Annotated in this window: 11 protein-coding genes and 1 tRNA gene; 7 read left to right on the top strand and 5 right to left on the bottom strand. The window is 68.1% G+C overall.

All coding sequences use genetic code 11. The annotated features are described in order from the left end of the window. Positions 1-183 precede the first annotated feature (183 nt). From ACFSC0_RS08755 to ACFSC0_RS08745, 3 genes are all read left to right on the top strand, one after another. Positions 184-1,383: a cation:proton antiporter domain-containing protein gene (locus tag ACFSC0_RS08755; RefSeq protein WP_377283979.1), complete on the top strand. Its 1,200-nt coding sequence runs from the start codon at positions 184-186 to the stop codon at positions 1,381-1,383. Positions 1,384-1,450: 67 nt separating this feature from the next. Next, positions 1,451-2,497, top strand: a complete 1,047-nt coding sequence (locus ACFSC0_RS08750) for an MraY family glycosyltransferase (RefSeq protein ID WP_377283980.1) — start codon at positions 1,451-1,453, stop codon at positions 2,495-2,497. A gap of 132 nt (positions 2,498-2,629) precedes the next feature. Further along, positions 2,630-3,988, top strand: coding sequence for a hypothetical protein (locus ACFSC0_RS08745; RefSeq protein ID WP_377283981.1), 1,359 nt, complete (start codon positions 2,630-2,632; stop codon positions 3,986-3,988). A 134-nt stretch (positions 3,989-4,122) separates the two neighbouring features. Here ACFSC0_RS08745 and ACFSC0_RS08740 read toward each other — a convergent pair whose 3' ends face one another. The 3 genes from ACFSC0_RS08740 to ACFSC0_RS08730 all read right to left on the bottom strand — a co-directional run bounded on the left by ACFSC0_RS08740 (position 4,123) and on the right by ACFSC0_RS08730 (position 6,347). Beyond that, the gene (locus ACFSC0_RS08740; protein WP_377283982.1) at positions 4,123-4,935 is read right to left on the bottom strand and encodes a hypothetical protein; all 813 of its coding nucleotides are present in this window, start codon (positions 4,933-4,935) and stop codon (positions 4,123-4,125) included. 321 nt (positions 4,936-5,256) lie between these two features. Further along, positions 5,257-5,333 (bottom strand) — tRNA-Arg (locus ACFSC0_RS08735). A gap of 60 nt (positions 5,334-5,393) precedes the next feature. After that, positions 5,394-6,347 (bottom strand): ABC transporter ATP-binding protein, encoded by a 954-nt coding sequence (locus ACFSC0_RS08730; RefSeq protein WP_377283983.1) that lies wholly within the window; start codon positions 6,345-6,347, stop codon positions 5,394-5,396. 214 nt (positions 6,348-6,561) lie between these two features. On the opposite strand from ACFSC0_RS08730, the gene ACFSC0_RS08725 reads away from it, so the two are divergent. After that, positions 6,562-6,867 carry a zinc-finger domain-containing protein gene (locus ACFSC0_RS08725; RefSeq protein WP_377283984.1) on the top strand — a complete coding sequence of 102 codons (306 nt, stop codon included), beginning with the start codon at positions 6,562-6,564 and terminating at the stop codon, positions 6,865-6,867. A gap of 126 nt (positions 6,868-6,993) precedes the next feature. Here the strand turns inward: ACFSC0_RS08725 and ACFSC0_RS08720 are convergent, their stop codons facing one another. Both ACFSC0_RS08720 and ACFSC0_RS08715 read right to left on the bottom strand, forming a co-directional pair. Then, complete coding sequence (locus tag ACFSC0_RS08720) at positions 6,994-7,254, bottom strand: hypothetical protein (RefSeq protein WP_377283985.1); 261 nt, start codon at positions 7,252-7,254, stop codon at positions 6,994-6,996. Between the two features lie 209 nt (positions 7,255-7,463). After that, complete coding sequence (locus ACFSC0_RS08715) at positions 7,464-7,787, bottom strand: hypothetical protein (RefSeq protein WP_377355133.1); 324 nt, start codon at positions 7,785-7,787, stop codon at positions 7,464-7,466. Positions 7,788-7,907: 120 nt separating this feature from the next. Here ACFSC0_RS08715 and polA point away from each other — a divergent pair, with 120 nt between their 5' ends. The 3 genes from polA to ACFSC0_RS08700 all read left to right on the top strand — a co-directional run bounded on the left by polA (position 7,908) and on the right by ACFSC0_RS08700 (position 20,605). Beyond that, complete coding sequence (gene polA, locus ACFSC0_RS08710; RefSeq protein WP_377283987.1) at positions 7,908-10,775, top strand: DNA polymerase I; 2,868 nt, start codon at positions 7,908-7,910, stop codon at positions 10,773-10,775. Positions 10,776-11,009: 234 nt separating this feature from the next. Next, positions 11,010-16,286 (top strand): glycosyl hydrolase family 28-related protein, encoded by a 5,277-nt coding sequence (locus ACFSC0_RS08705; RefSeq protein ID WP_377283988.1) that lies wholly within the window; start codon positions 11,010-11,012, stop codon positions 16,284-16,286. 161 nt (positions 16,287-16,447) lie between these two features. After that, a complete protein-coding gene (locus tag ACFSC0_RS08700; RefSeq protein WP_377283989.1) occupies positions 16,448-20,605 on the top strand; it encodes a glycosyl hydrolase family 28-related protein in 4,158 nt (1,385 codons plus the stop codon). The last annotated feature ends 53 nt before the right edge of the window (positions 20,606-20,658 follow it).

Genomic DNA, 20,658 nt, shown 5'->3' with positions numbered 1-20,658 from the left:
CATAGTAGGCCGCTGAAAGCAAAGCACAACTCAAGGACAAGCCTGGGGCGAGCCGGCGCTCAACGGGCAGGCGATCCGGATATGGCGCGATCTCGCGCGGGTTTTTTGCGGGGCGGGCGGTTGCGTTGTGCGATGCTTCGCCCCAGTTGGAGAGCTTCGCCACATCGTGAAGACGGAGACCGGATGCCGCACGCCGACAGCCTGATCATGACGCTCGTCGGCGGCTTCGTGCTCGCCTTCATCTTCGGCATGGTCGCCAACCGGCTGAGGCTCTCGCCCCTGGTGGGCTACCTGCTGGCCGGCGTGGCCGTGGGCCCCTTCACGCCGGGCTATGTGGCCGACACCGAGCTCGCGCCCCAGCTCGCCGAGGTGGGGGTGATCCTGCTGATGTTCGGGGTCGGGCTGCACTTCTCGCCGCAGGACCTGATGAAGGTGCGCAAGCTCGCCCTGCCCGGCGCGCTGGTGCAGATCGGGGCGGCCACCCTGCTCGGCTGGGGCCTCGGCCGGCTGATGGGCCTGCCGGACGTGGAGGCGGCGCTGCTCGGCTTCGCCCTCTCCGTGGCCTCCACCGTGGTGCTGATCCGCGCCCTGGAGGAGCGCAAGCAGATCAAGTCCGAGGCCGGCAAGATCGCCGTCGGCTGGCTGATCGTCGAGGACCTGGTGATCGTCGTCGCCCTGGTGCTGCTGCCGCTGCTGGCCGGGGCCGGGCAGGCCAGCGGCGGGGGCCTGGCGGTCCAGCTCGGCTGGACGCTGATCAAGGTCGCCGCCTTCGTCGGGCTGATGCTGGTGGTCGGCGGCCGCGTCCTGCCGTGGATCCTGGTGCGCATCGCCCACACCCGCTCGCGCGAGCTCTTCACCCTCGGCGTGCTGGCCATCGCGCTGGGCATCGCCTGGCTGGCCTACGAGGTGTTCGGCGCCTCGTTCGCGCTGGGCGCTTTCGTCGCCGGCCTGGTGCTCAACGGCTCGCCCCTGGGCCACAACGCCGCCGAGCGGGCCATCCCGCTGCGCGACGCCTTCGCGGTGCTGTTCTTCGTCTCGGTGGGGATGCTGTTCGACCCGACCATCCTGTGGCGCGAGCCGCTGGCGGTGACGGCCGTGCTGGCCATCGTGCTGCTCGGCAAGTCGTTGGCGGCCCTGGCCATCACCGCGGCCTTCCGGCTCGAGCGGGGGGCCAGCCTGACGGTCGCCGCCAGCCTGGCGCAGGTGGGCGAGTTCTCCTTCATCCTCGCCGGCCTCTCGGTCGCCCTGGGCGCCATGAGCCGCGAGACCCACGACCTGATCCTGGCCGCCGCCCTGCTCTCCATCAGCCTCAACCCGCTGGTGTTCGCCCTGGCCGACCGGCTGGGCGGGGCGCCGAGGCAGAACGCCGCCGCCCCAAGCTGAGCCGTCGACAGGGGCGGCGGATCACCCGACAACCGGCGCACGAATCGCTGCGTCGGATCTGCGCCACATGCTCAACTGGATCTATTCGGCCGTGGGCGAGGCCTGGGGGCCGCTGCGGCTCTTCAACTCCTTCTTCTTCCTGGCCGGCATCGGCTTCGCCGCCTGCGCCCTGGTCACCTGGATGGTGCTGCCGAAGCTGTGGAGCCGGCTGCCCACCGACCGCGGCCGGGCCTTCGCGGTGAACGCCGAACTCAGCGTCGGCAAGCCGGTCAGCGCCGGGCTGATCTTCATCTCCATCTTCTGCATCGCGGCGGTGATCTTCGTGCCGCTGACCTCACGGGCCCTGCTGACCGTGCCGTTCGTGCTGGCCGCCATGGTCGTGGGGTACCTCGACGACCGACGCGGCGGCTTTTCGGAGTACCAGTTGGCGGTGATGGACGCGGCCATCGCCGTCGGCGCGGCGATGGTGATCTACGGCATGCAGCCGGCCACCCTGTGGCTGCCCCTCTGGAAGGATCCCATCGTCCTTTCGCCCTGGCTGGCGACGCCGCTGGCCACCGGCGTCATCTGGCTGGCGATCAACGCCACCAACTGCTCGGACGGGGTGGACGCCGTCTCCGGCAGCCTGACCGGCACGGCCATCATGCTGCTGGGCGGCCTGCTCTACGCGGTGATCGGCAACGAGGTGGTGGCCGGCCACCTGCAGGTGCCGTTCAACCGCGAAGGCGCCAGCTGGGCGATCATGGCCTTCCTGATGGTCGGCTGCATCGCCGGCTACCTCTGGTACAACGCCCCGCCGAGCCTCGTCCTCATGGGCGATGCGGGCTCGCGGCCGATCGGGCTGATGATCGGCATGCTGGTGGTGGCCACCAACAACCCCCTCTTCCTGGTGCTGGTCGGCTCGATGCTGCTGCTGAACGGCGCCACCGGTCTGATGAAGGTCGCCCTGATGCGCTTCTTCGGCCTGAAGATCCTCTCCGGCGTTCGCTTCCCCCTCCACGACCACTGCCGCAAGGAGCTCGGCTGGTCCAACAGCCAGGTCCTCGTGCGCTTCATGCTGGTGCACCTGGGGGTGTCGGCGCTGCTGGTGATCCTGGCGCTGAAGGTGAGGTAGGGCGGGCGGGGCCAATCGCATGCGAGGCGGCGCCGCATCGCGCCTAATCTACCTTATGACGCGCGCACCGAGATGCGCGGGCGATGCGGGGCTACACCTGCACAGCAAGCACGTAAGTGATGCAGGGGTGACATGACGAAAGCGAAGTTGGGAGAAAACATTGTCGCGCGGCTGGCAGATATACAGGGCCTGTCGCCACAAGGCATCTCGCACGGTGATGACTTCCAGCTGCCGCGGCTCATTGGTGTGGGTGATGGGCGAACGCTCCAGATCACGAAAGAGATTGATGAATTGATTTCAGCGCTCGCGGCAGAGCTAAAACTGGCCCGGCCCGCCTCAAGAAAGGTGGTCAAGCAGCGCGAGTGGCGCAGTTGGGTGCGTAGCGCGACGGGTCCAGTGCTGGCGCGACTAGATCTTTCACGGCCGTTCGCTGAAACCGGTGCCGAATTGGTTGCAGCCGTAGAAGCAGCAGTCGATGAGCAACTCGCTGGCTTGCCCGGTCGGGAGCACGCCTTTGGAGTCACTCTCTTCGGAGATCCCGGAGTTCCGCCATTCACGATCGGGCCCGTGACGTTCGAAGACACGAATGACTGGCTGACCCGCAAAACTGAGGAGCGTGATCTCACACCCGTGACCGCCAGGCGCCTCCGCAAGACATTCCGCGGCGGTAGCGTGGCAAAACGGAAGCCCGGTGCCTCGTCGGTTCACGAGCTTAGCATCGTCAGCGCCATCGCCCGAGCGCCGTACGTGGCGAGCGTAAGGATCGAAGGCTTTGGCTCAGACGCTGGTTTGGAAGCCGCAGCCACAGCGGCGCGCCTAGCGCTGGTCGTCGTCGCGCTCCAATGGCCCGTAGCATCTCGCGCTTTGGAGGGCATGCGGCTGCGCTTCGATGCAAAGCACTACTTGCAGCAGGCGATCACTTTCATCCCCGGCCGCTTAGTAATCGGTGGTTCGAGGCTGCGCGGGACGCCGTTCGGGCCCTCTATCAATGTTGAGGATTGGGTTGCTGAATTGCCGACCGCCGCGCCGGTGTTCGGCGCTGCAGGTGAAGCAATTGGCTTGCTGACCAGCATTGGCGACGCCTCGCCCCGACTCAATTTGCTTCGGGCCCTAGTTCAGGCGCTTCAGTGGTTCTACGCCGGATGCCGTGAGGAGAGCGACGCAATCGCAGTGGTTAACTTCATGGCGAGTCTTGATGCATTGGCTGGCGGAACCCGCGCCAAAGGCATCTTAGAGTTGCTAGAGGCGCGGTTCCGTTTGAAGCGCGTGGATCCCATTCACCCCGGCGGTCCAAGTTTCAAATCGACTGTCGAAGAACTATACAATTCAGGACGTAGCCGGCTCGTACATGGTACCAGTGAATGGATCGGCCATGACTTTACAGAGAGACGGGCCCTTGCCGAGGAGCTAGCGCGATTGGCACTCTTGGAATGTCTTTACGTGGCAGGATCGAACCCGCACGTAATTCTGGCGTCGCAACTGAAGAAGTAAAAGCAAGCTTCTGGCCCGGCAGGTGAGATCTGCCCGCGGGACGTAAGGGCGGAATGCCGCTGGCGCACCCGACACGATTCGAACGTGGTGACCTTTGCGTGCGAGGATGGAGGCTGGGTTTAGGCCGTCTCGGGTCAAGCGCCTCGCTCTCCTGACGCATGACGCGCCGCACGCGCCACAGCGTTCTCGAACAACGTCTTGTGGGTGATCTCATTCAACCCCAGAAGCGTTAGCGCGGAGGTTAAGCTATTCACGGTTGGATATGCGGCGGGCGGCCCATCCTCTTCGCCCCGCGCATATGCAAAGAGGTCATTGCATCGCGCAAACACCTCCGCCGTTCGAAGCTGATAGGAATCGAGATCAAACGTAGTGAGGGATGTATGAAACGGGGTAACTCTCTTAGGTATTGTCCGCAGATTTGCGTCTAGCACCTGAAAGTCGCGAATGACCTGCGCGACCCGTTCACCTATTTCCTTCGAGGCGCCCTCGATTACATCCCTAAGCGCGCCTATTATCTCTGCGTCCAACTTAGGCGCGGCAAAGGGCGGGACTGTTCCGCCCCTTACACGATGACCCGCCGCGGTCGCCCGGAGCGCCTCGAGCTCGACGGTCGCTTGCTCGACGTATTCGACCATCCCGCTCAGGGCCAGTGGCAGAACGGCACGCGCGGCGGCGTGGTGGCGAGTCACCCGTTCCTTTTCCTGCCGCCTTGCAACGGCCGTCTGGTTATAGACAAAGCTGCCGCCCACGACGGCAGCGACGATTGCCAACACACCGCCTACCAAGGTCTGCCAATCCTTGAGCGTTTGTACGCCGGCCGTTTTCAGCGGGAGCCACAGCGCGAAGACGCCAAGCGCCAATGGCACAGTCAGGGCGTAAATCGCGAAGAACACTTGCGGCGAGAAACACCCGCGTCCGCCGTCCTTGTTACCATCTGACTCAGCCATGCCTTTCGATAGGCTTCGGATTGCGGGCGAAGCAATGGTCGAGATACTTCGACACGATCAGGGGAGAGGCTGAGCCGGCCGCTTGCGCATTCAGATCGTGTCGAGAAGCTGCACTCTGCCGAAGGGTGCCGAGAGCGCCCCCCCTAAGCCGCACCTCCTAACATCAGTGGATCGGTTTCGGCGATGACTCCCCGCCGCTCTCTGCGCACTATTGCACCGGGAGGCCGACGCTACGCGCTGCGCCGGTAGCGTCCGACTAGCTCATCTGGGGTTCGGTGGGCGTTGCCAGGCCGCATGCACCTGTCTTTGCTGGCAAAACGCTGGCGCACCCGACACGATTCGAACGTGTGACCTTTGCCTTCGGAGGGCAACGCTCTATCCAGCTGAGCTACGGGTGCGTCTTCAGCGGAGGGCTCACATAGCCGAAAGGGGCGGCGGCCGCAAACGCCCGGTTGGGGTCAGATCGCCGCCGCGTCTTCGGCCTGGTAGGTGAGGGCCAGGAAGACGTCCTCCAGGTCCGGATCCTCGGTGGCGATGTCCTTGATGTGCAGGCCCGAGGCGCGGATGGCGGCCAGCACCTGTTCGACGCTGGACTCGCCGGTCTTGTAGCTGACCGAGAAGCCGCCGGCCGGGCGCAGGGCCACCTCGAAGCCGGGCAGGTCGGGGGCGCGCTCCACCGGCTCCAGGGGCGTGACGATCACGTGGCGGGTGTCGAGGCGCGAGAGGAGGGTCGTGGTCGGCTCGTTGGCCACCACCTGGCCGCGGCTGATGATGGCGATCTGGTCGCAGAGCTCCTGGGCCTCTTCCAGGTAGTGGGTGGTAAGCACGATGGTCACGCCCTTGCGGTTCAGCTCGAGCACATAGCTCCACAGCTGGCGGCGCAGCTCCACGTCGACGCCGGCGGTGGGCTCGTCGAGGATCAGCACCGGCGGGTTGTGGACCATGGCCTTGGCGACCATCAGCCGCCGCTTCATGCCGCCGGAGAGCTGGCGCACATAGGCCTGGGCCTTGTCGGAAAGGCCGAGGGCGGCCAGCAGCTCGGCGGTGCGCCGCTCGTTCGGGGGCACGCCGTACATGCCGGCCTGGACGTCCAGGCTCTCCTTGGGCGTGAAGAAGGGGTCGGCGGCGATCTCCTGGGGCACCACGCCGATGGCCGCGCGGGCGTCTCTCGGCCGCTCGTCGATGTCGCGGCCCCAGATGCGGACCGTGCCGCTCGTCTTGCGGCAGAGGCCCGCCAGGATGTTGATGAAGGTCGACTTGCCCGCCCCGTTGGGCCCCAGCAGGCCGAAGATCGACCCGCGGGGGATCTTCAGGTCGACGCCCTTCAGCGCCCGCATCTCAGGCGCGGTCTTGGTGGCCGGATAGGTCTTGATGAGGCCCTCGGCCTCGATGGCGAAATCGGGTAGGTCCATGAGGCCTTTGCGCGAATTGACGGCGAAAGCCGTGCTCGCATACCTAGTGCGCGCAAGGGCCAAGTGGAAGCCGGTTGCCCGTCCGGCGCGCTCTATGCTCTTGGACTTCGAGCCTGTCTGATCGGCTCAGGCGTTCCGCCTGAACCGGACAGGCTCGGGGGCGCGCCCGGCCGGGGCGCCAAGCTTGCCCGGCCGCGATGAGGAAGATGGCCCGATGGCTCGACGCGTACGCAACCTGGGATCCGAGGCGCAGAAGCGGCCCGAGCCAGCCCCGCAGCGGCCGGCGCTGACGCCCGACCTGCCGCCCCCCGAGGTGATCACCGTCCGCTCGGGCCGGGTGGCCTGCGACGGGGTCGGCGGGGCGCTGGGCCATCCGCGCGTCTGGCTGGAGATGGGCGAGGCGCGGTTCGTCGAATGCCCCTACTGCGACCGCCGCTTCGTGCTGGCGGCCGACGCCGGCGAGGGCGCCGAGGACGAACGGCTGGCGCCGGGCGTCTACGAGGGCCCGCACGGGCACTGAGGGCGGGGCGCGCGCCCTCCGTCATCGCCGGGCTTGTCCCGGCGACCCAGCCGTTGGCGCGGTTCGGACTCAACGGGATGGGTGGCCGGCATGAAGCCGGCCATGACGAGTTGGAGAGCGTGCGCCTTAGCGCGCCGCCAGCCGCGGCGAGGTGCGCTCGAGCTGGGCGAGGGCGGCGTCGCGGCCGGCGTCGACGCAGCGGCCGAAGGCGTCGAGCTTGAGGGTCTGGCCCTCGATCTCGCGCAGGCAGACCCGGCGCACCGCCGCGTTCAGTTCGGCCTCGACCTGGGCCCGGCTCTTGCCGGCCACGGAGACGCGGATGTCGCCCGCGAAGGCGGGCGCGGCGACGGCGGCGGCCAGGGCCGCCACGGCGATGATCTTCATCATGATGTCTATCCCCTGAAAGTCAGTCGGCCGGGCGCGGCGAAGGTTGGGAGGGGCCGCGCCTGGACGGCCGGAATGATGCACCGCAAGGCTTGCGGTATTGCGTCGCAACATTGCGCCGGCGCCACGGGCGCGACGCCGGACGCCGACAGCAAAGAGGGCCGCCGCTCCCCCGAGCGCCGGCCCTCTCCGGTCCGCCGAAGCGGCGAAACTCAGCGCTGGGCGAGTTGCTGCAGCTGCGGCTGCATGCTCTCCAGGGTGTCCTTCATGCAGCGGCTGAAGGCGTACAGGCGGAAGCTCTCGTCCTGGACTTCCTTCACGCAGACGGTGCGGGCGGCGTAGGCGACTTCGGCCTGCAGCTGCTCTTGAGACTTGCCGGCGACCGAGATGCGGATTTCCTGCGCGAAGGCCGGAGCGGCGGCGAAGGTGGCGGCCAGGGCGGCGGCGGCGATCAGCTTGTTCATGTCTATCCCCTTCTGGAAAGTGACGGCGCCGCGGCCGCGAGATGAGGCCTTGGCGAAATGGGTACGCTTCAATGCGCGCCCTATTGCCGCCACCTCGGTTAAGGGGGGGTGAGGCGATGTGGTTAAAGTTTTGCACTGCAGCATGCGGGCGCTCAGGGTGACCCGGCGGCGTGCGCGCCTTATGTTGGGCCGATGAGCGACGTCCTGGATCCCGCCCCCGAAACCCTCGCCGAGATCCCCCGCGAGCCGACGCAGGACGGGCCCAAGGTCCGGCTCTACCTGGTCGACGGCTCGGGCTACATCTTCCGCGCCTACCACGCCCTTCCGCCGCTGACCCGCAAGAGCGACGGCCTGCCGGTCGGCGCGGTCGCCGGCTTCTGCAACATGCTGTGGAAGCTGCTGGTGGACATGCGCAAGGAGGCCGACGCGCCGACCCACCTGGCGGTGGTGTTCGACCACTCCGAGAAGACGTTCCGCAACGACCTCTACGACCAGTACAAGGCGCACCGTCCGCCGGCGCCGGAGGACTTGGTCCCGCAGTTCCCGCTGGTGCGCGAGGCGACCAAGGCGTTCGGCGTCCCCTGCCTGGAGCTGCCCGGCTACGAGGCCGACGACCTGATCGCCGCCTACGCCTGCAAGGTGCGCGACGGCGGCGGCGAGGTGGTGATCGTCTCCTCCGACAAGGACCTGATGCAGCTGGTCGGGCCGAACGTGTCGATGCTCGACACGATGAAGAACGTGAAGATCGGCCCCGAGCAGGTGCTCGAGAAGTTCGGCGTGCCGCCGGAGAAGGTGGTCGACGTCCAGGCCCTGTGCGGCGATAGCGTCGACAACGTGCCGGGCGCTCCGGGCATCGGCATCAAGACCGCCGCCCAGCTGATCCAGGAATACGGCGACCTCGACACGCTGCTGGCGCGGGCCGGCGAGATCAAGCAGCCCAAGCGGCGCGAGACGCTGATCGCCTTCGCCGACCAGATCCGCCTCTCGCGGGAGCTGGTGAAGCTGGACTGCGACACCCCCCTCCCGGCCCCGATCGACGAGCTGGCGGTGGAGGACCCGGGCCCGCCGCTGGCCGAGTTCCTGGAGAAGATGGAGTTCCGGACGCTGGCTCGCCGGGTCGCCGAAGGGTTCGGGGGCGCCGAGGCCCGCGCCCCCTCGCCCGCGCCGGAGATGCGGGCGCCGCCGAAGCCGCAGCACGGGCCGATCGACGTCGAGGCCTACCAGTGCGTGCGAGACATCCCCACGCTGGAGGCCTGGATCGCCCGGGCCCGCGAGGCCGGGATCGTCGCCTTCGACACCGAGACCGACGCCCTGTCCTCGGCCAGCGCGGCGCTGTGCGGCGTCTCGCTGGCGGTCGCGCCGGGCGAGGCCTGCTACATCCCCGTCGGCCATGAGCACGACGGCGACGGCGGGCTTGAGTTCGAACGCAAGGAGGACCTGGCCCAAATCCCCTGCGAGGAGGTGATCGCCCGGCTGAAGCCGCTGCTGGAGGACCCGTCCGTCCTCAAGGTGGCGCAGAACGCCAAGTACGACCTGGCCGTCCTGCTGCGACACGGCATCGACGTCGCGCCGATCGACGACACCATGCTGGTCAGCTTCGCCCTGGAGGGCGGGCTGCGGAAGAGCCACGGCATGGACGAGCTCTCCAAGCAGTGGCTGGAGCACGAGCCGATCAGCTTCAAGAAGGTGGCCGGGACCGGCAAGACGCAGAAGAGCTTCAAGCACGTCGATCTCGCGGCCGCGACCTGCTACGCGGCCGAGGACGCCGACGTCACCCTGCGCCTTTACGAGCACCTGCGGCCGCGCCTGGCCGCCGAAGGCCTGCTGACCGTCTACGAGACCCTCGAGCGGCCGATGCCGAAGGTGCTGGTCGAGATGGAGCTGGCCGGGGTCAAGGTCGACCCGGAGCAGCTGCGCCTGCTGTCCAACGACTTCTCGGTGCGCATGGCCGAGCTGGAGGCCGAGGCCCACCGGCTGGCGGGCCGGCCGTTCAACCTGGGCAGCCCCAAGCAGATCGGCGACATCCTGTTCAAGGAGATGGGGCTGGCCTCCGGCCGGACGACCGCCACCGGGGCTGCGTCCACCGACGCCTCGATGCTGGAGGACCTGGCGGCCCAGGGCCACGAGCTGCCGCGGGTGCTGCTCGACTGGCGCCAGCTCTCCAAGCTCAAGGGCACCTACACCGACGCCCTGGTCGAGGCGATCTCGCCGGCCACCGGCCGGGTCCACACCTCGTTCCAGCTGGCCGCCGCCAGCACCGGGCGGCTGGCCTCCACCGATCCCAACCTGCAGAACATCCCGATCCGCACGGAGGAGGGCCGCAAGATCCGCCGCGCCTTCATCGCCGAGCCGGGCAATGTGCTGATCAGCGCCGACTACAGCCAGATCGAGCTGCGCCTCCTGGCCCACATCGGCGACATCCCGCAGCTGAAGAAGGCCTTCCAGGAGGGCCTGGACATCCACGCCATGACCGCTTCGGAGATGTTCGGCGTGCCGGTGGAGGGGATGCCGGCCGAGACCCGCCGGCGGGCCAAGGCGATCAACTTCGGGATCGTCTACGGCATCTCGGCCTTCGGGCTGGCCAACCAGCTCAACATCCCGCGCGAGGAGGCCGGGGCCTACATCAAGACCTACTTCGAGCGCTTCCCCGGCATCCGCACCTACATGGACCGCCAGCAGCGGCAGGTGCGGGCCGAAGGCTTCGTCACCACCATCTTCGGCCGCAAGGTCCATATCCCCGCCGCCCGCGGCAAGAGCCAGGCCGAGCGCAGCTTCGCCGACCGGGCGGCGATCAACGCCCCGATCCAGGGGGCGGCGGCCGACGTCATGCGCCGGGCGATGATCCGCATGCCGGGCGCGCTGAAGGCCGCGGGGCTGAAGGCCAGAATGCTGCTGCAGGTGCACGACGAACTGGTCTTCGAGGCCCCCGAGGCCGAGGCCGACGAGGTGATCCGCATCGCCTGTCAGGTGATGGAGAAGGCCGCCGAGCCGGTCGTCTCGCTCAGCGTGCCGCTGGTCGTCGAAGCCCGCGCCGCCGCCAACTGGGACGAGGCGCACTAGGCGCCGGCCGAACGGGGCTCCGCTAGCGCGCGCAAGGACCACGCCGGCGGGTTGAGCCGCACCTCGAAACGAGCCCGTTTAGGTTGATTCGACGGCCGTCGCACGACCGAAAATACGATTTCGCCGTTCTCCGACGCAACTTCGGCCGCCGATTCCGGTTTGAGACCGCCGAGCAAAAAGAGGGGGCCGGCGCGTAGCCCCCGCTTGCGCAGTGTGATTCGGGGGACGAGCTGGATGGCCACCTACAACGTCATGGACTTCGGCGCGGTCGGTAACGGCCTCGTCAACGACCGAGCCGCGATCCAGGCCGCGCTGGACAAGGCCTACCAAGACGGTGGCGGCGTGGTCTACATCCCGGCCGGGGTCTACGCCATCGACGGCGGCGCGGCGACGCGCACCTACGCCGGCCTGCAGGTCCGCGACAACGTCACCATCATCGGCGACGGCATGGGCGAGACCATCATCAAGGCGATGGACGGCAACACGGTCGGCTTCACCGGCCTGATCCGCACGCCGGTCGGGGAAGAGACCCACAACGTCACGATCAAGGACCTCACGCTCGACGGGAACCGGGCGAACACCAGCGGCAAGGTCGACGGCTTCTTCTGCGGCACCGAACCCGGCAGCCCGGAGAAGTGCTACGACATCACCCTGCTGAACGTCGAAGCGATGAATTGCTCCGGGTACGGCATCGACCCGCACGAGCAGACCGTCCGGATGTGGATCGAGAACTGCGTCAGCCATGGCAACGGGCTGGACGGGTTCACCCTCGACTTCCTGATCGACTCCACGATCAAGAACAACGTCAGCTACGGCAACGACCGCCACGGCTTCAACGTCGTCACCCAGACCCACAACACGGTGCTGGAAGGCAACATCGCCTACGACAACGGCTCGTCCGGCATCGTCATCCAGCGCGGCAGCGAGAACGTCCCCTCCCCGCAGGGCATCACCATCAAGGGCGGGGCGATCTACGGCAACCTCGACGGCATCCTGGTCAAGATGTCCCACGACATCATCATCGACGGCGTGCACGTCTATGAGAACGACCGCGAGGGCATCAAGGTCTACGGCTCGCGGGACGTGACGATCACCGGCTCGACGATCGAGAACAACAGCCAGCTGGGCTCGAACCTCTACGCCGAGATCTACCTCAACCAGTACGTCGACGACCTGACCAGCTCCACCTTCTGGGTCAGCGACGTCACCATCACCAACAACACCATCGGCTCGACCAACGCCTCGTACGGCATCCGCGAGGCGGTGGAGGTGGTCGGCAGCCACATCGACGGCAACGTCTTCGAGGGCAGCTTCGTCCGCGCCCAGACCCTCACCGGTCCGCAGGTGCGGGTGGAGATGCCCGACCTCGTGGCGCCCAGCGACGACTTCTACTTCCAGATCCCGAACGCGGCGTACGTGGACATCGACTCCGGCGACGCGGTGAGCCTGAGCCTCAAGCTGGTCGATGCGAACGGCCAGCCGGTGGGCGGCGGCGCGCTGCCCTCGTGGCTGAGCTTCGACACCGTGCGCAAGATGATCGTCGGCGACCCGCCGTCCGAGGGGACCTTCTGGCTGCAGGTCGAGGCCAAGGACAAGTCCGGCAACACCGAGGTCGACCTCTTCAAGCTGACCGTCAGCGACAGCGGCACGCCGAACGTGACGCTGGGCGCCCCGCCCCCGCCGCCCGCCCCGGGCACCTACAACGTCAAGGACTACGGCGCGGTCGGCGACGGCGTCGCCAACGACCGGGCGGCCATTCAGGCGGCGGTGGACGCGGCCGCGCAAAACGGAGGCGGGATCGTCTACCTGCCGGCCGGCACCTACGGCATCGGCAACGACGGCCTGGGCAAGACCTACGCCGGCATCCAGCTGACCGACGGCGTGACCCTGAAGGGCGCCGGCATGGGCGTCTCCACCATCAAGGTGCTGGACGGGGCCAACATCGACATCACCGGGGTGGTGCGCACGCCGTTCAACGTGCCGACCACCCAGGTCAAGATGGAAGACTTCACCATCGACGGGAACCGGGCCAACACCACCGGCAAGGTGGACGGGATCTTCGTCGGCACCGCGCCGGGCTCGACCCAGCGCGACAGCGACATCACCATCAGCCGCGTCGAGGTGAAGAACGCCTCCGGCTACGGCTTCGACCCGCACGAGCAGACCATCCGGCTGACCATCGAGGACAGCGTCGCCCACCACAACGGCTTGGACGGCTTCACCCTCGACTTCCTGATCGACTCCACGATCCGCAACAACGTCAGCTACGCCAACGACCGGCACGGCTTCAACGTGGTGACCACCACCCAGAACACCGTGCTGCAGAACAACCAGGCCTACGACAACGGCGGCAACGGGATCACGGTCCAACGCGGCAGCGAACTGATCGCATCGCCGTTCGACATCACCATCACCGGCGGCGAGGTTTACGGCAACGCCCTGGCCGGCGTGCTGGTGAAGTACTCGCACGACGTCACCATCGACGGCGTCAACATCCACAACAACGGCCGCGAGGGCGTGAAGATCGACGGCTCCGACAACGTCTCGGTGCTGAACTCGACCATCGCCAACAACTCGCAGGCGGGGTCGGATCTCTACAGCGAGATCTACGTCACGCCGTCCCTGGACCCGACCTCGAACACGACGCTGATCCCGGAAGGCTTCGAGATCAGCGGCAACACGATCAGCACGACGAACGGCTCGTGGCTGATCCGCGAGCATGCGGCGGCCAGCGGCGGCATCGTCAGCAACAACACGCTGAACGGCGTCGGGACCGACGGGGTCTCGCGCACCGGCCCGCAGCTCCGCCAGGCGACGCCGGACCTGGTCGCGCCCGTCTCGGCCTTCCACTACATCGTGCCGCAGACGGCCATCGTCGATGTGGATCCGGGCGATGCGCTCACCCTGTCGCTGCAGTTGGTCAACGCGAGCGGCGAGCCCGTCAACGGCGGCACGCTCCCGGCCTGGCTGACGTTCAATCCGTCCACCTGGACGCTGAACGGCACGCCGACCACGGCTCAGACGATCTATCTGAAGCTCGTGGCCCAGGACGCCAGCGGCGACCAGACGAGCGACGTCTTCCAGCTCACCGTCGCGGCGAGCGGCCCGTACAACGTGCAGAGCGGCGCGGGCCAAGGACCGCCTGTCGACCCGGGCGCCGGCACGGCCGGCGACGACTCGCTGCTGGGCGGCGCGGGCAACGACACGCTGAACGGGCTTGGCGGCAAGGACACGCTGGACGGTGCGGCGGGCGCCGACCGGCTGGTCGGCGGCGACGGCGACGACGTCTACTATGTGGACAACGCCGGCGACGTGGTCGTCGAGGCCGACAACCTGGGCGCCGGCGGGGTCGACACGGTCTACGCCAGCGTCAGCCTGACGCTTTGGGACAACGTCGAGAACGCGATCCTGACCGGGACGGCGGACCTGTCGGTCACCGGCAACGGCAAGGGCAACCACCTGACCGGCAACGGCGGGGCCAACCTGATCGACGGCGGCCTGGGCAGCGACACCATGCAGGGCGGGGCGGGCGACGACACCTATGTCGTCAACGTCACCTCCGACGTGGTGATCGAAGGCGCCGGGGCCGGGATCGACACCGTCCGCAGCGCGGCCAGCTACATCCTGGGCGCCAACCTCGAGAAGCTCGTGCTGCTCGACGGGGCCGTCAACGGCACGGGCAACGGGCTCGACAACGAACTCACCGGCAACGCCGCCGCCAACCGGCTGACCGGCGACGCCGGGAACGACACCCTGTTCGGCATGGAGGGCGACGACTCCCTGGTCGGCGGCCAGGGCGCGGACTCTCTGGTCGGCGGGGCCGGCCTCGACACCATGGCCGGCGGCGACGGCGACGACGTCTATCGGATCGACGACGTCGGCGACGTGGTGAACGAGGCCGACAACGTCGGCGCCGGCGGCGTGGACCGGGTCGAGACCACCGTCTCGATCGCGGCGCTGTGGAACGAGGTGGAGAACGTGGTGCTCCTGGGGAGCGCCAACCTCAACGTCACCGGCAACTCCGGCTTCAACCGCATCGTCGGCAACGCCGGGAACAACGTCCTGGACGGCGGCGGCGGCGACGACACGCTGATCGGCGGGCTCGGCGACGACACCTATGTGGTCAACGTCACCAAGGACGTGGTCGAGGAGCTGGCCGGGGGCGGGAACGACACCGTGCGCAGTTCGGTGAGCTACACGCTCGGCGCCAACGTCGAGAACCTGGTGCTCACCGGCGCCGCGCTGCTCGGGACCGGCAACGAGCTCGCCAACCGGATCATCGGCAACGAACTTGCCAACAAGCTGTCCGGCGAGGCCGGCGCCGATCGCCTGGAAGGCGGCCTCGGCGACGACTCGCTGTCGGGCGGGGCGGACGCCGACGCCCTGTTGGGCGGCGACGGCGCCGACACCATCCTGGGCGGCGACGGTCACGACAACGTCTGGGGCGGCCACGGCGGCGACAAGCTGGATGGCGGCGCGGGCTTCGACTACGTCCGCTTCGACGACCAGGCCTACGCCGGCTTCACCGCCTCGCTCGCCAATCCGGCCCTCAACACCGGCCCGGCGGCTGGCGACACCTACGTCGGGTTCGAAGGCCTGATCCTCGGGTCCGGCAACGACTACGGCTTCGGCGACGCCGGCGACAACTACATCTACGGCATGGGCGGGCACGACCAGCTGTTCGGCGGAGCCGGCGCGGACTACCTGCACGGCGGCGCCGGCTTCGACTACGCCCGCTACGACGACCAGGCCTACGCCGGCTTCACCGCCTCGCTGGCCAACCCCGCCGTCAACACCGGGGTCGCGGCCGGAGACGTCTATGTGGAGATCGAGGGCCTCATCCTGGGCTCGGGCAACGATGTCGCCTACGGCGACGCCGGGGCCAACTACATCTACGGCATGGGCGGCGCCGACCAGCTGTTCGGCGGCGCCGGCGGGGATTACCTGCATGGCGGCGCCGGCTTCGACTACGCCCGCTACGACGACACGAGCGTCGGCGTCACGGCCTCGCTGGCCAACTCGGCGGCCAACGCCGGCGGGGCGGCGGGCGACGTCTTCGTCGAAATCGAAGGGCTGATCCTCAGCAACGGCGCCGACAGCGGCCAGGGCGACTCCGGCGCGAACTACCTCTACGGCATGATGGGGAACGACACCCTCGACGGCGGCGCCGGGCAGGACCACCTGCACGGCGGCCCGGGCGCCGACCGGTTCGTGTTCAGCAACGCGGCCCACTCCACCGCCGCCGCGCCGGACCGGATCCTGGACTTCACGCCGGGCGGCGGCGACATCATCGACGTCTCGATGGTCGACGCCAACGTGGGCGTGGCCGGCGACCAGGCCTTCGCCTGGGTGACCAGCTTCACCAACACCGCCGGCCAGGTCCGCGCCGTCTACGACGCCGGCCAGAACCGCACCGTGCTGGAGTTCGACACCGACGGCGACGGACAAGGCGACGACATGGTCATCCACGTCGTCGGCCAGGTCACCTCGTCGGCCGGCTTCGTGCTCTAGCCTCCCTTTCCGCGGGGCGCGCCGCCGCGCGCCCCGCGGCCCTTGGGAATTATTCGTTAACCCTACGCAACTCTGGTCGCCGAACCCTGGTTTGGGGCGCCGCGTTGGGGTGCGGCTGATCGCCCCGGCGCGCACGCACGCCGCCAGCTGGGGTAAGCGCGATGGCCACCTACAACGTCATGGACTACGGCGCGGTCGGCAACGGCCTCGTCAACGACCGCGCGGCGATCCAGGCCGCACTCGACGCAGCGCACGCCGCCGGCGGCGGCGTCGTCTACATCCCGGCCGGGACCTACGCCATCGACGGCGGGGCCGCGACGCGCACCTACGCCGGCCTGCAGGTCCGCGACAACGTCACCATCGTCGGCGACGGCATGGGCCAGACCATTATCCAGGCGATGGCCGGCAATTCGGTCGGCTTCACCGGCCTGATCCGCACCCCGGTCGGCGAAGAGACCACCAACGTCACCATCCGGGACCTGACCCTCGACGGCAACCGCGACGCCACCACCGGCAAGGTCGACGGCTTCTTCTGCGGCACCTCGCCCGGAAGCGCCGCCCACTGCGCGGACATCACCCTGCTCAACGTCGAGGCCAAGGACTGCTCGGGCTACGGCATCGACCCGCACGAGCAGACGATCCGGATGTGGATCGAGGGCTGCGTCAGCCACGGCAACGGCCTGGACGGGTTCACCCTCGACTTCCTGATCGACTCCACGATCAAGAACAACGTCAGCTACGGCAACGACCGCCACGGCTTCAATATCGTCACCCAGACCCGCAACACGGTCCTGGAAGGCAACGTCGCCTACGACAACGGCTCGGCCGGCATCGTCATCCAGCGCGGCAGCGAGGACGTCCCCTCCCCGCACGGCATCACCATCATCGGCGGCCAGGTCTACGGCAACGTCGACGGCATCCTGGTCAAGATGTCCAACGACGTGGATATCCAGGGCGTGTGGGTCCACCACAACGACCGCGAGGGCATCAAGGTCTACGGCTCGCGTGACGTGACGATCACCGGCTCGACGATCGAGAACAACAGCCAGCTGGGCTCGAACCTCTACGCCGAGATCTACCTCAACCAGTACGTCGACGACCTGACCAGCTCCACCTTCTGGGTCAGCGACGTCACGATCACCAACAACACCATCGGCTCGACCAACGCCTCGTACGGCATCCGCGAGGCGCTGGAGGTGGTCGGCAGCCTGATCGACAACAACACCTTCGTCGGGACCTTCATCCGCGCCCAGACCCTCACCGGTCCGCAGGTGCGGGTGGAGATGCCGGACCTGGTCGCGCCCAGCGACGACTTCTACTTCCAGATCCCGCCGGCGGCCTATGTGGACATCGACTCCGGAGATGCGGTGACGCTGAGCCTTCGGCTGGTCGATGCGAACGGCCAGCCGGTGAACGGCGGCGCGCTGCCGTCGTGGATGAGCTTCGATCCGCTACGGAAGATGATCGTCGGCGATCCGCCGTCCGAGGGGACCTTCTGGCTGCAGGTGGTGGCCAAGGACAAGTCCGGCAACACCGAGACCGACCTCTTCAAGCTGACCGTCAGCGACAGCGGCACGCCGAACGTGACGCTCGGCGCCCCGCCCCCTCCCCCGCCGCCGGGGACCTACAACGTCATGGATTACGGCGCGGTCGGCGACGGCGTCGCCAACGACCGGGCGGCCATCCAGGCGGCGGTGGACGCCGCGGGCCAGGCCGGCGGCGGGATCGTCTACATGCCGGCCGGGACCTACGGCATCGGCGCCGAGGGTCTGGGCAAGACCTACGCCGGCATCCAGCTGCCCGACGGGGTGACCCTGAAGGGCGCCGGCATGGGCGTCAGCATCATCAAGGTGCTCAGCGGCTCGAACATCGACATCACCGGGGTCGTGCGCACGCCGTTCAACGTGCCGACCACCCAGGTCACGATGGAAGACTTCACCATCGACGGGAACCGGGCGGGCAACCCGACCGGCAAGGTGGACGGCATCTTCGTCGGCACCGCGCCGGGCTCGACCCAGCAGGACAGCGACATCGCCATCCGACGGGTCGAGGTGATGAACGCCTCCGGCTACGGCTTCGACCCGCACGAGCAGACCATCCGGCTGACCATCGAGGACAGCGTCGCCCACCACAACGGGTTGGACGGCTTCACCCTCGACTTCCTGATCGACTCCACGATCCGCAACAACGTCAGCTACGCCAACGACCGGCACGGCTTCAACATCGTCACCACGACCCAGAACACGGTCCTGGAGAACAACGACGCCTTCAGCAACGGCGGCAACGGCATCACCGTCCAGCGCGGCTCCGAGCTGATCCCCTCGCCCTACGACGTGACCATCACCGGCGGCGAGGTCTACGGCAACAGCCTGGCCGGCGTGCTGGTGAAGTACTCGCGCGACATCACCATCGACGGCGTCAACATCCACGGCAACGGCCGCGAGGGCGTGAAGATCGACGGCTCCGACAACGTGTCGGTGCTGAACTCGACCATCGCCAACAATTCGCAGGCCGGCCCGGACCTCTACAGCGAGGTCTACGTGGCCCACTCGACCGATGCGGCCTCCAGCTCGGTGATGACCTCGGAAGGCTTCGTCATCAGCGGCAACACCATCAGCACGGTGAACGGCTCGTGGCTGATCCGTGAGACGCCGCAGTCGAGCGACGGCCTGGTCGAGGACAACATCCTGAACGGAACCGGCGTCGACGGGGTCTCACGCACCGGACCTCAGGTGCGCACCGAGACGCCGAACCTCGACGCCCCTATCGCGGCCTTCCACTACATCGTCCCGCAGACCGCCATCGTCGATGTCGATCCGGGCGACGCCCTGAGCCTGAGCCTGCAGCTGGTGGACGCAGGCGGGAACCTTGTGAACGGCGGCGCCCTGCCCGGCTGGCTGACCTTCAACGCGGCCACCTGGACGATCAACGGCAATCCGACCTCGGCGCAGACCGTCCATCTGAAGCTGGTGGCGAGCGACGCCAGCGGGGACGTCGAGGGCGACCTCTTCACCCTGACGGTCAAGGCCGCGGGTCCCTACAACGTCCAGAACGGAAACAGCAGCGGCCCGCCGCCGCCGCCGCCCCCGCCCGGTACGGGCACGGCCGGGAACGACACCCTGCTGGGCACGGCCGGCGACGACACCCTGAGCGGCCTGGGCGGGAACGACTCGCTGGACGGCGGGGCGGGCGCCGACACCATGACCGGCGGCGACGGCGACGACGTCTTCGCGGTCGACAACGTCGGCGACAAGGTCGTCGAGACCTACAGCGCGGGGGCCGGCGGGATCGACCGGGTGGAATCCTCGGTGAGCATTCTGGCCCTGTGGGACGAGGTCGAGAACCTCACCCTGCTGGGCGCGGCGGACCTGATCGGCGTCGGCAACGGCAGCCACAACCGCATCGTGGGCAACGCCGGGCACAACCTGATCGACGGCGGGCTGGGCAACGACACCCTGCTGGGCGGGCTCGGGAACGACACCTACGTCGTCAACGTCACCGGCGACGTCGTCACCGAGAACCCCGGGGAGGGAATCGACACCGTCCACGCCGCCTTCAGCTACACCCTGGGCGCCAACCTCGAGAACCTGGTGCTCACCGGCTCGGCTGCGAACGGGACCGGCAACGGGCTCAACAACCTCATCCTGGGCAACGGCTCGGCGAACAAGCTCATCGGCAACGGCGGCGACGACACCCTGGACGGAGGCGCCGGCGACGACACCCTCGAGGGCGGCGCGGGCAACGACACCTACTACATCAGCGCCGGCGACAAGATCGTCGAAAGCTCCGGCGCCGGCACGGACACGGCCTATTCCGACGCCACCGTCACGCTGGCCTCCAACGTCGAGAACCTGGTCCTGACCGGCGCGGCGGCGATCAACGGCACGGGCAACGGGTCCGACAACCAGCTGGTCGGCAACGCCGGCAACAACAGCCTGTCGGGGACCGGCGGGAACGACACCCTGGCCGGCGCCGGGGGGGCGGACACCCTGTCCGGCGGCAGCGGCGCCGACCGCTTCGTCTACCTCGGCGCCTCCGACTCGACTGCGGCCGCGCCGGACCTGATCGTCGACTTCAAGAAGGGCGACAACGACCGGCTGGACCTCTCCGCCGTGGACGCCGACGTGAACACCGACGGCGACCAGGCCTTCTTCTGGGCGGCGGCGTTCACGGGCGTGGCCGGCCAGATGACGGCCAGCTACGACGCGGGAACCAACCGGACGACCCTGCGCATGGACACCGATGGCGACGGCGTCGGCGACGACATGGTCATCCTGCTGACCGGCAACGTGAATTCGACATTCCTGTTCACGCTCTAGGGGGCCGGAACCGGGGGCGAGAGCGTCACGTTCCTCTCCACGGCGCCGCTTGG

This window comes from Phenylobacterium terrae (assembly GCF_042681205.1).
Classification (GTDB): domain Bacteria; phylum Pseudomonadota; class Alphaproteobacteria; order Caulobacterales; family Caulobacteraceae; genus Phenylobacterium; species Phenylobacterium terrae.
Note: the sequence above shows the minus strand (reverse complement) of the source record. Positions and strands in the feature narration are given on the sequence as shown.

Bases quoted from the DNA above. Each gene is read 5' to 3' on its own strand.
- ACFSC0_RS08700 (WP_377283989.1), top strand. From the start codon at position 16,448: ATGGCCACCTACAACGTCATGGACTACGGCGCGGTCGGCAACGGCCTC.
- ACFSC0_RS08750 (WP_377283980.1), top strand. From the start codon at position 1,451: ATGCTCAACTGGATCTATTCGGCCGTGGGCGAGGCCTGGGGGCCGCTG.
- ACFSC0_RS08755 (WP_377283979.1), top strand. From the start codon at position 184: ATGCCGCACGCCGACAGCCTGATCATGACGCTCGTCGGCGGCTTCGTG.
- ACFSC0_RS08740 (WP_377283982.1), bottom strand. From the start codon at position 4,935: ATGGCTGAGTCAGATGGTAACAAGGACGGCGGACGCGGGTGTTTCTCG.
- polA (WP_377283987.1), top strand. From the start codon at position 7,908: ATGAGCGACGTCCTGGATCCCGCCCCCGAAACCCTCGCCGAGATCCCC.
- ACFSC0_RS08725 (WP_377283984.1), top strand. From the start codon at position 6,562: ATGGCTCGACGCGTACGCAACCTGGGATCCGAGGCGCAGAAGCGGCCC.
- ACFSC0_RS08720 (WP_377283985.1), bottom strand. From the start codon at position 7,254: ATGATGAAGATCATCGCCGTGGCGGCCCTGGCCGCCGCCGTCGCCGCG.
- ACFSC0_RS08730 (WP_377283983.1), bottom strand. From the start codon at position 6,347: ATGGACCTACCCGATTTCGCCATCGAGGCCGAGGGCCTCATCAAGACC.
- ACFSC0_RS08705 (WP_377283988.1), top strand. From the start codon at position 11,010: ATGGCCACCTACAACGTCATGGACTTCGGCGCGGTCGGTAACGGCCTC.
- ACFSC0_RS08745 (WP_377283981.1), top strand. From the start codon at position 2,630: ATGACGAAAGCGAAGTTGGGAGAAAACATTGTCGCGCGGCTGGCAGAT.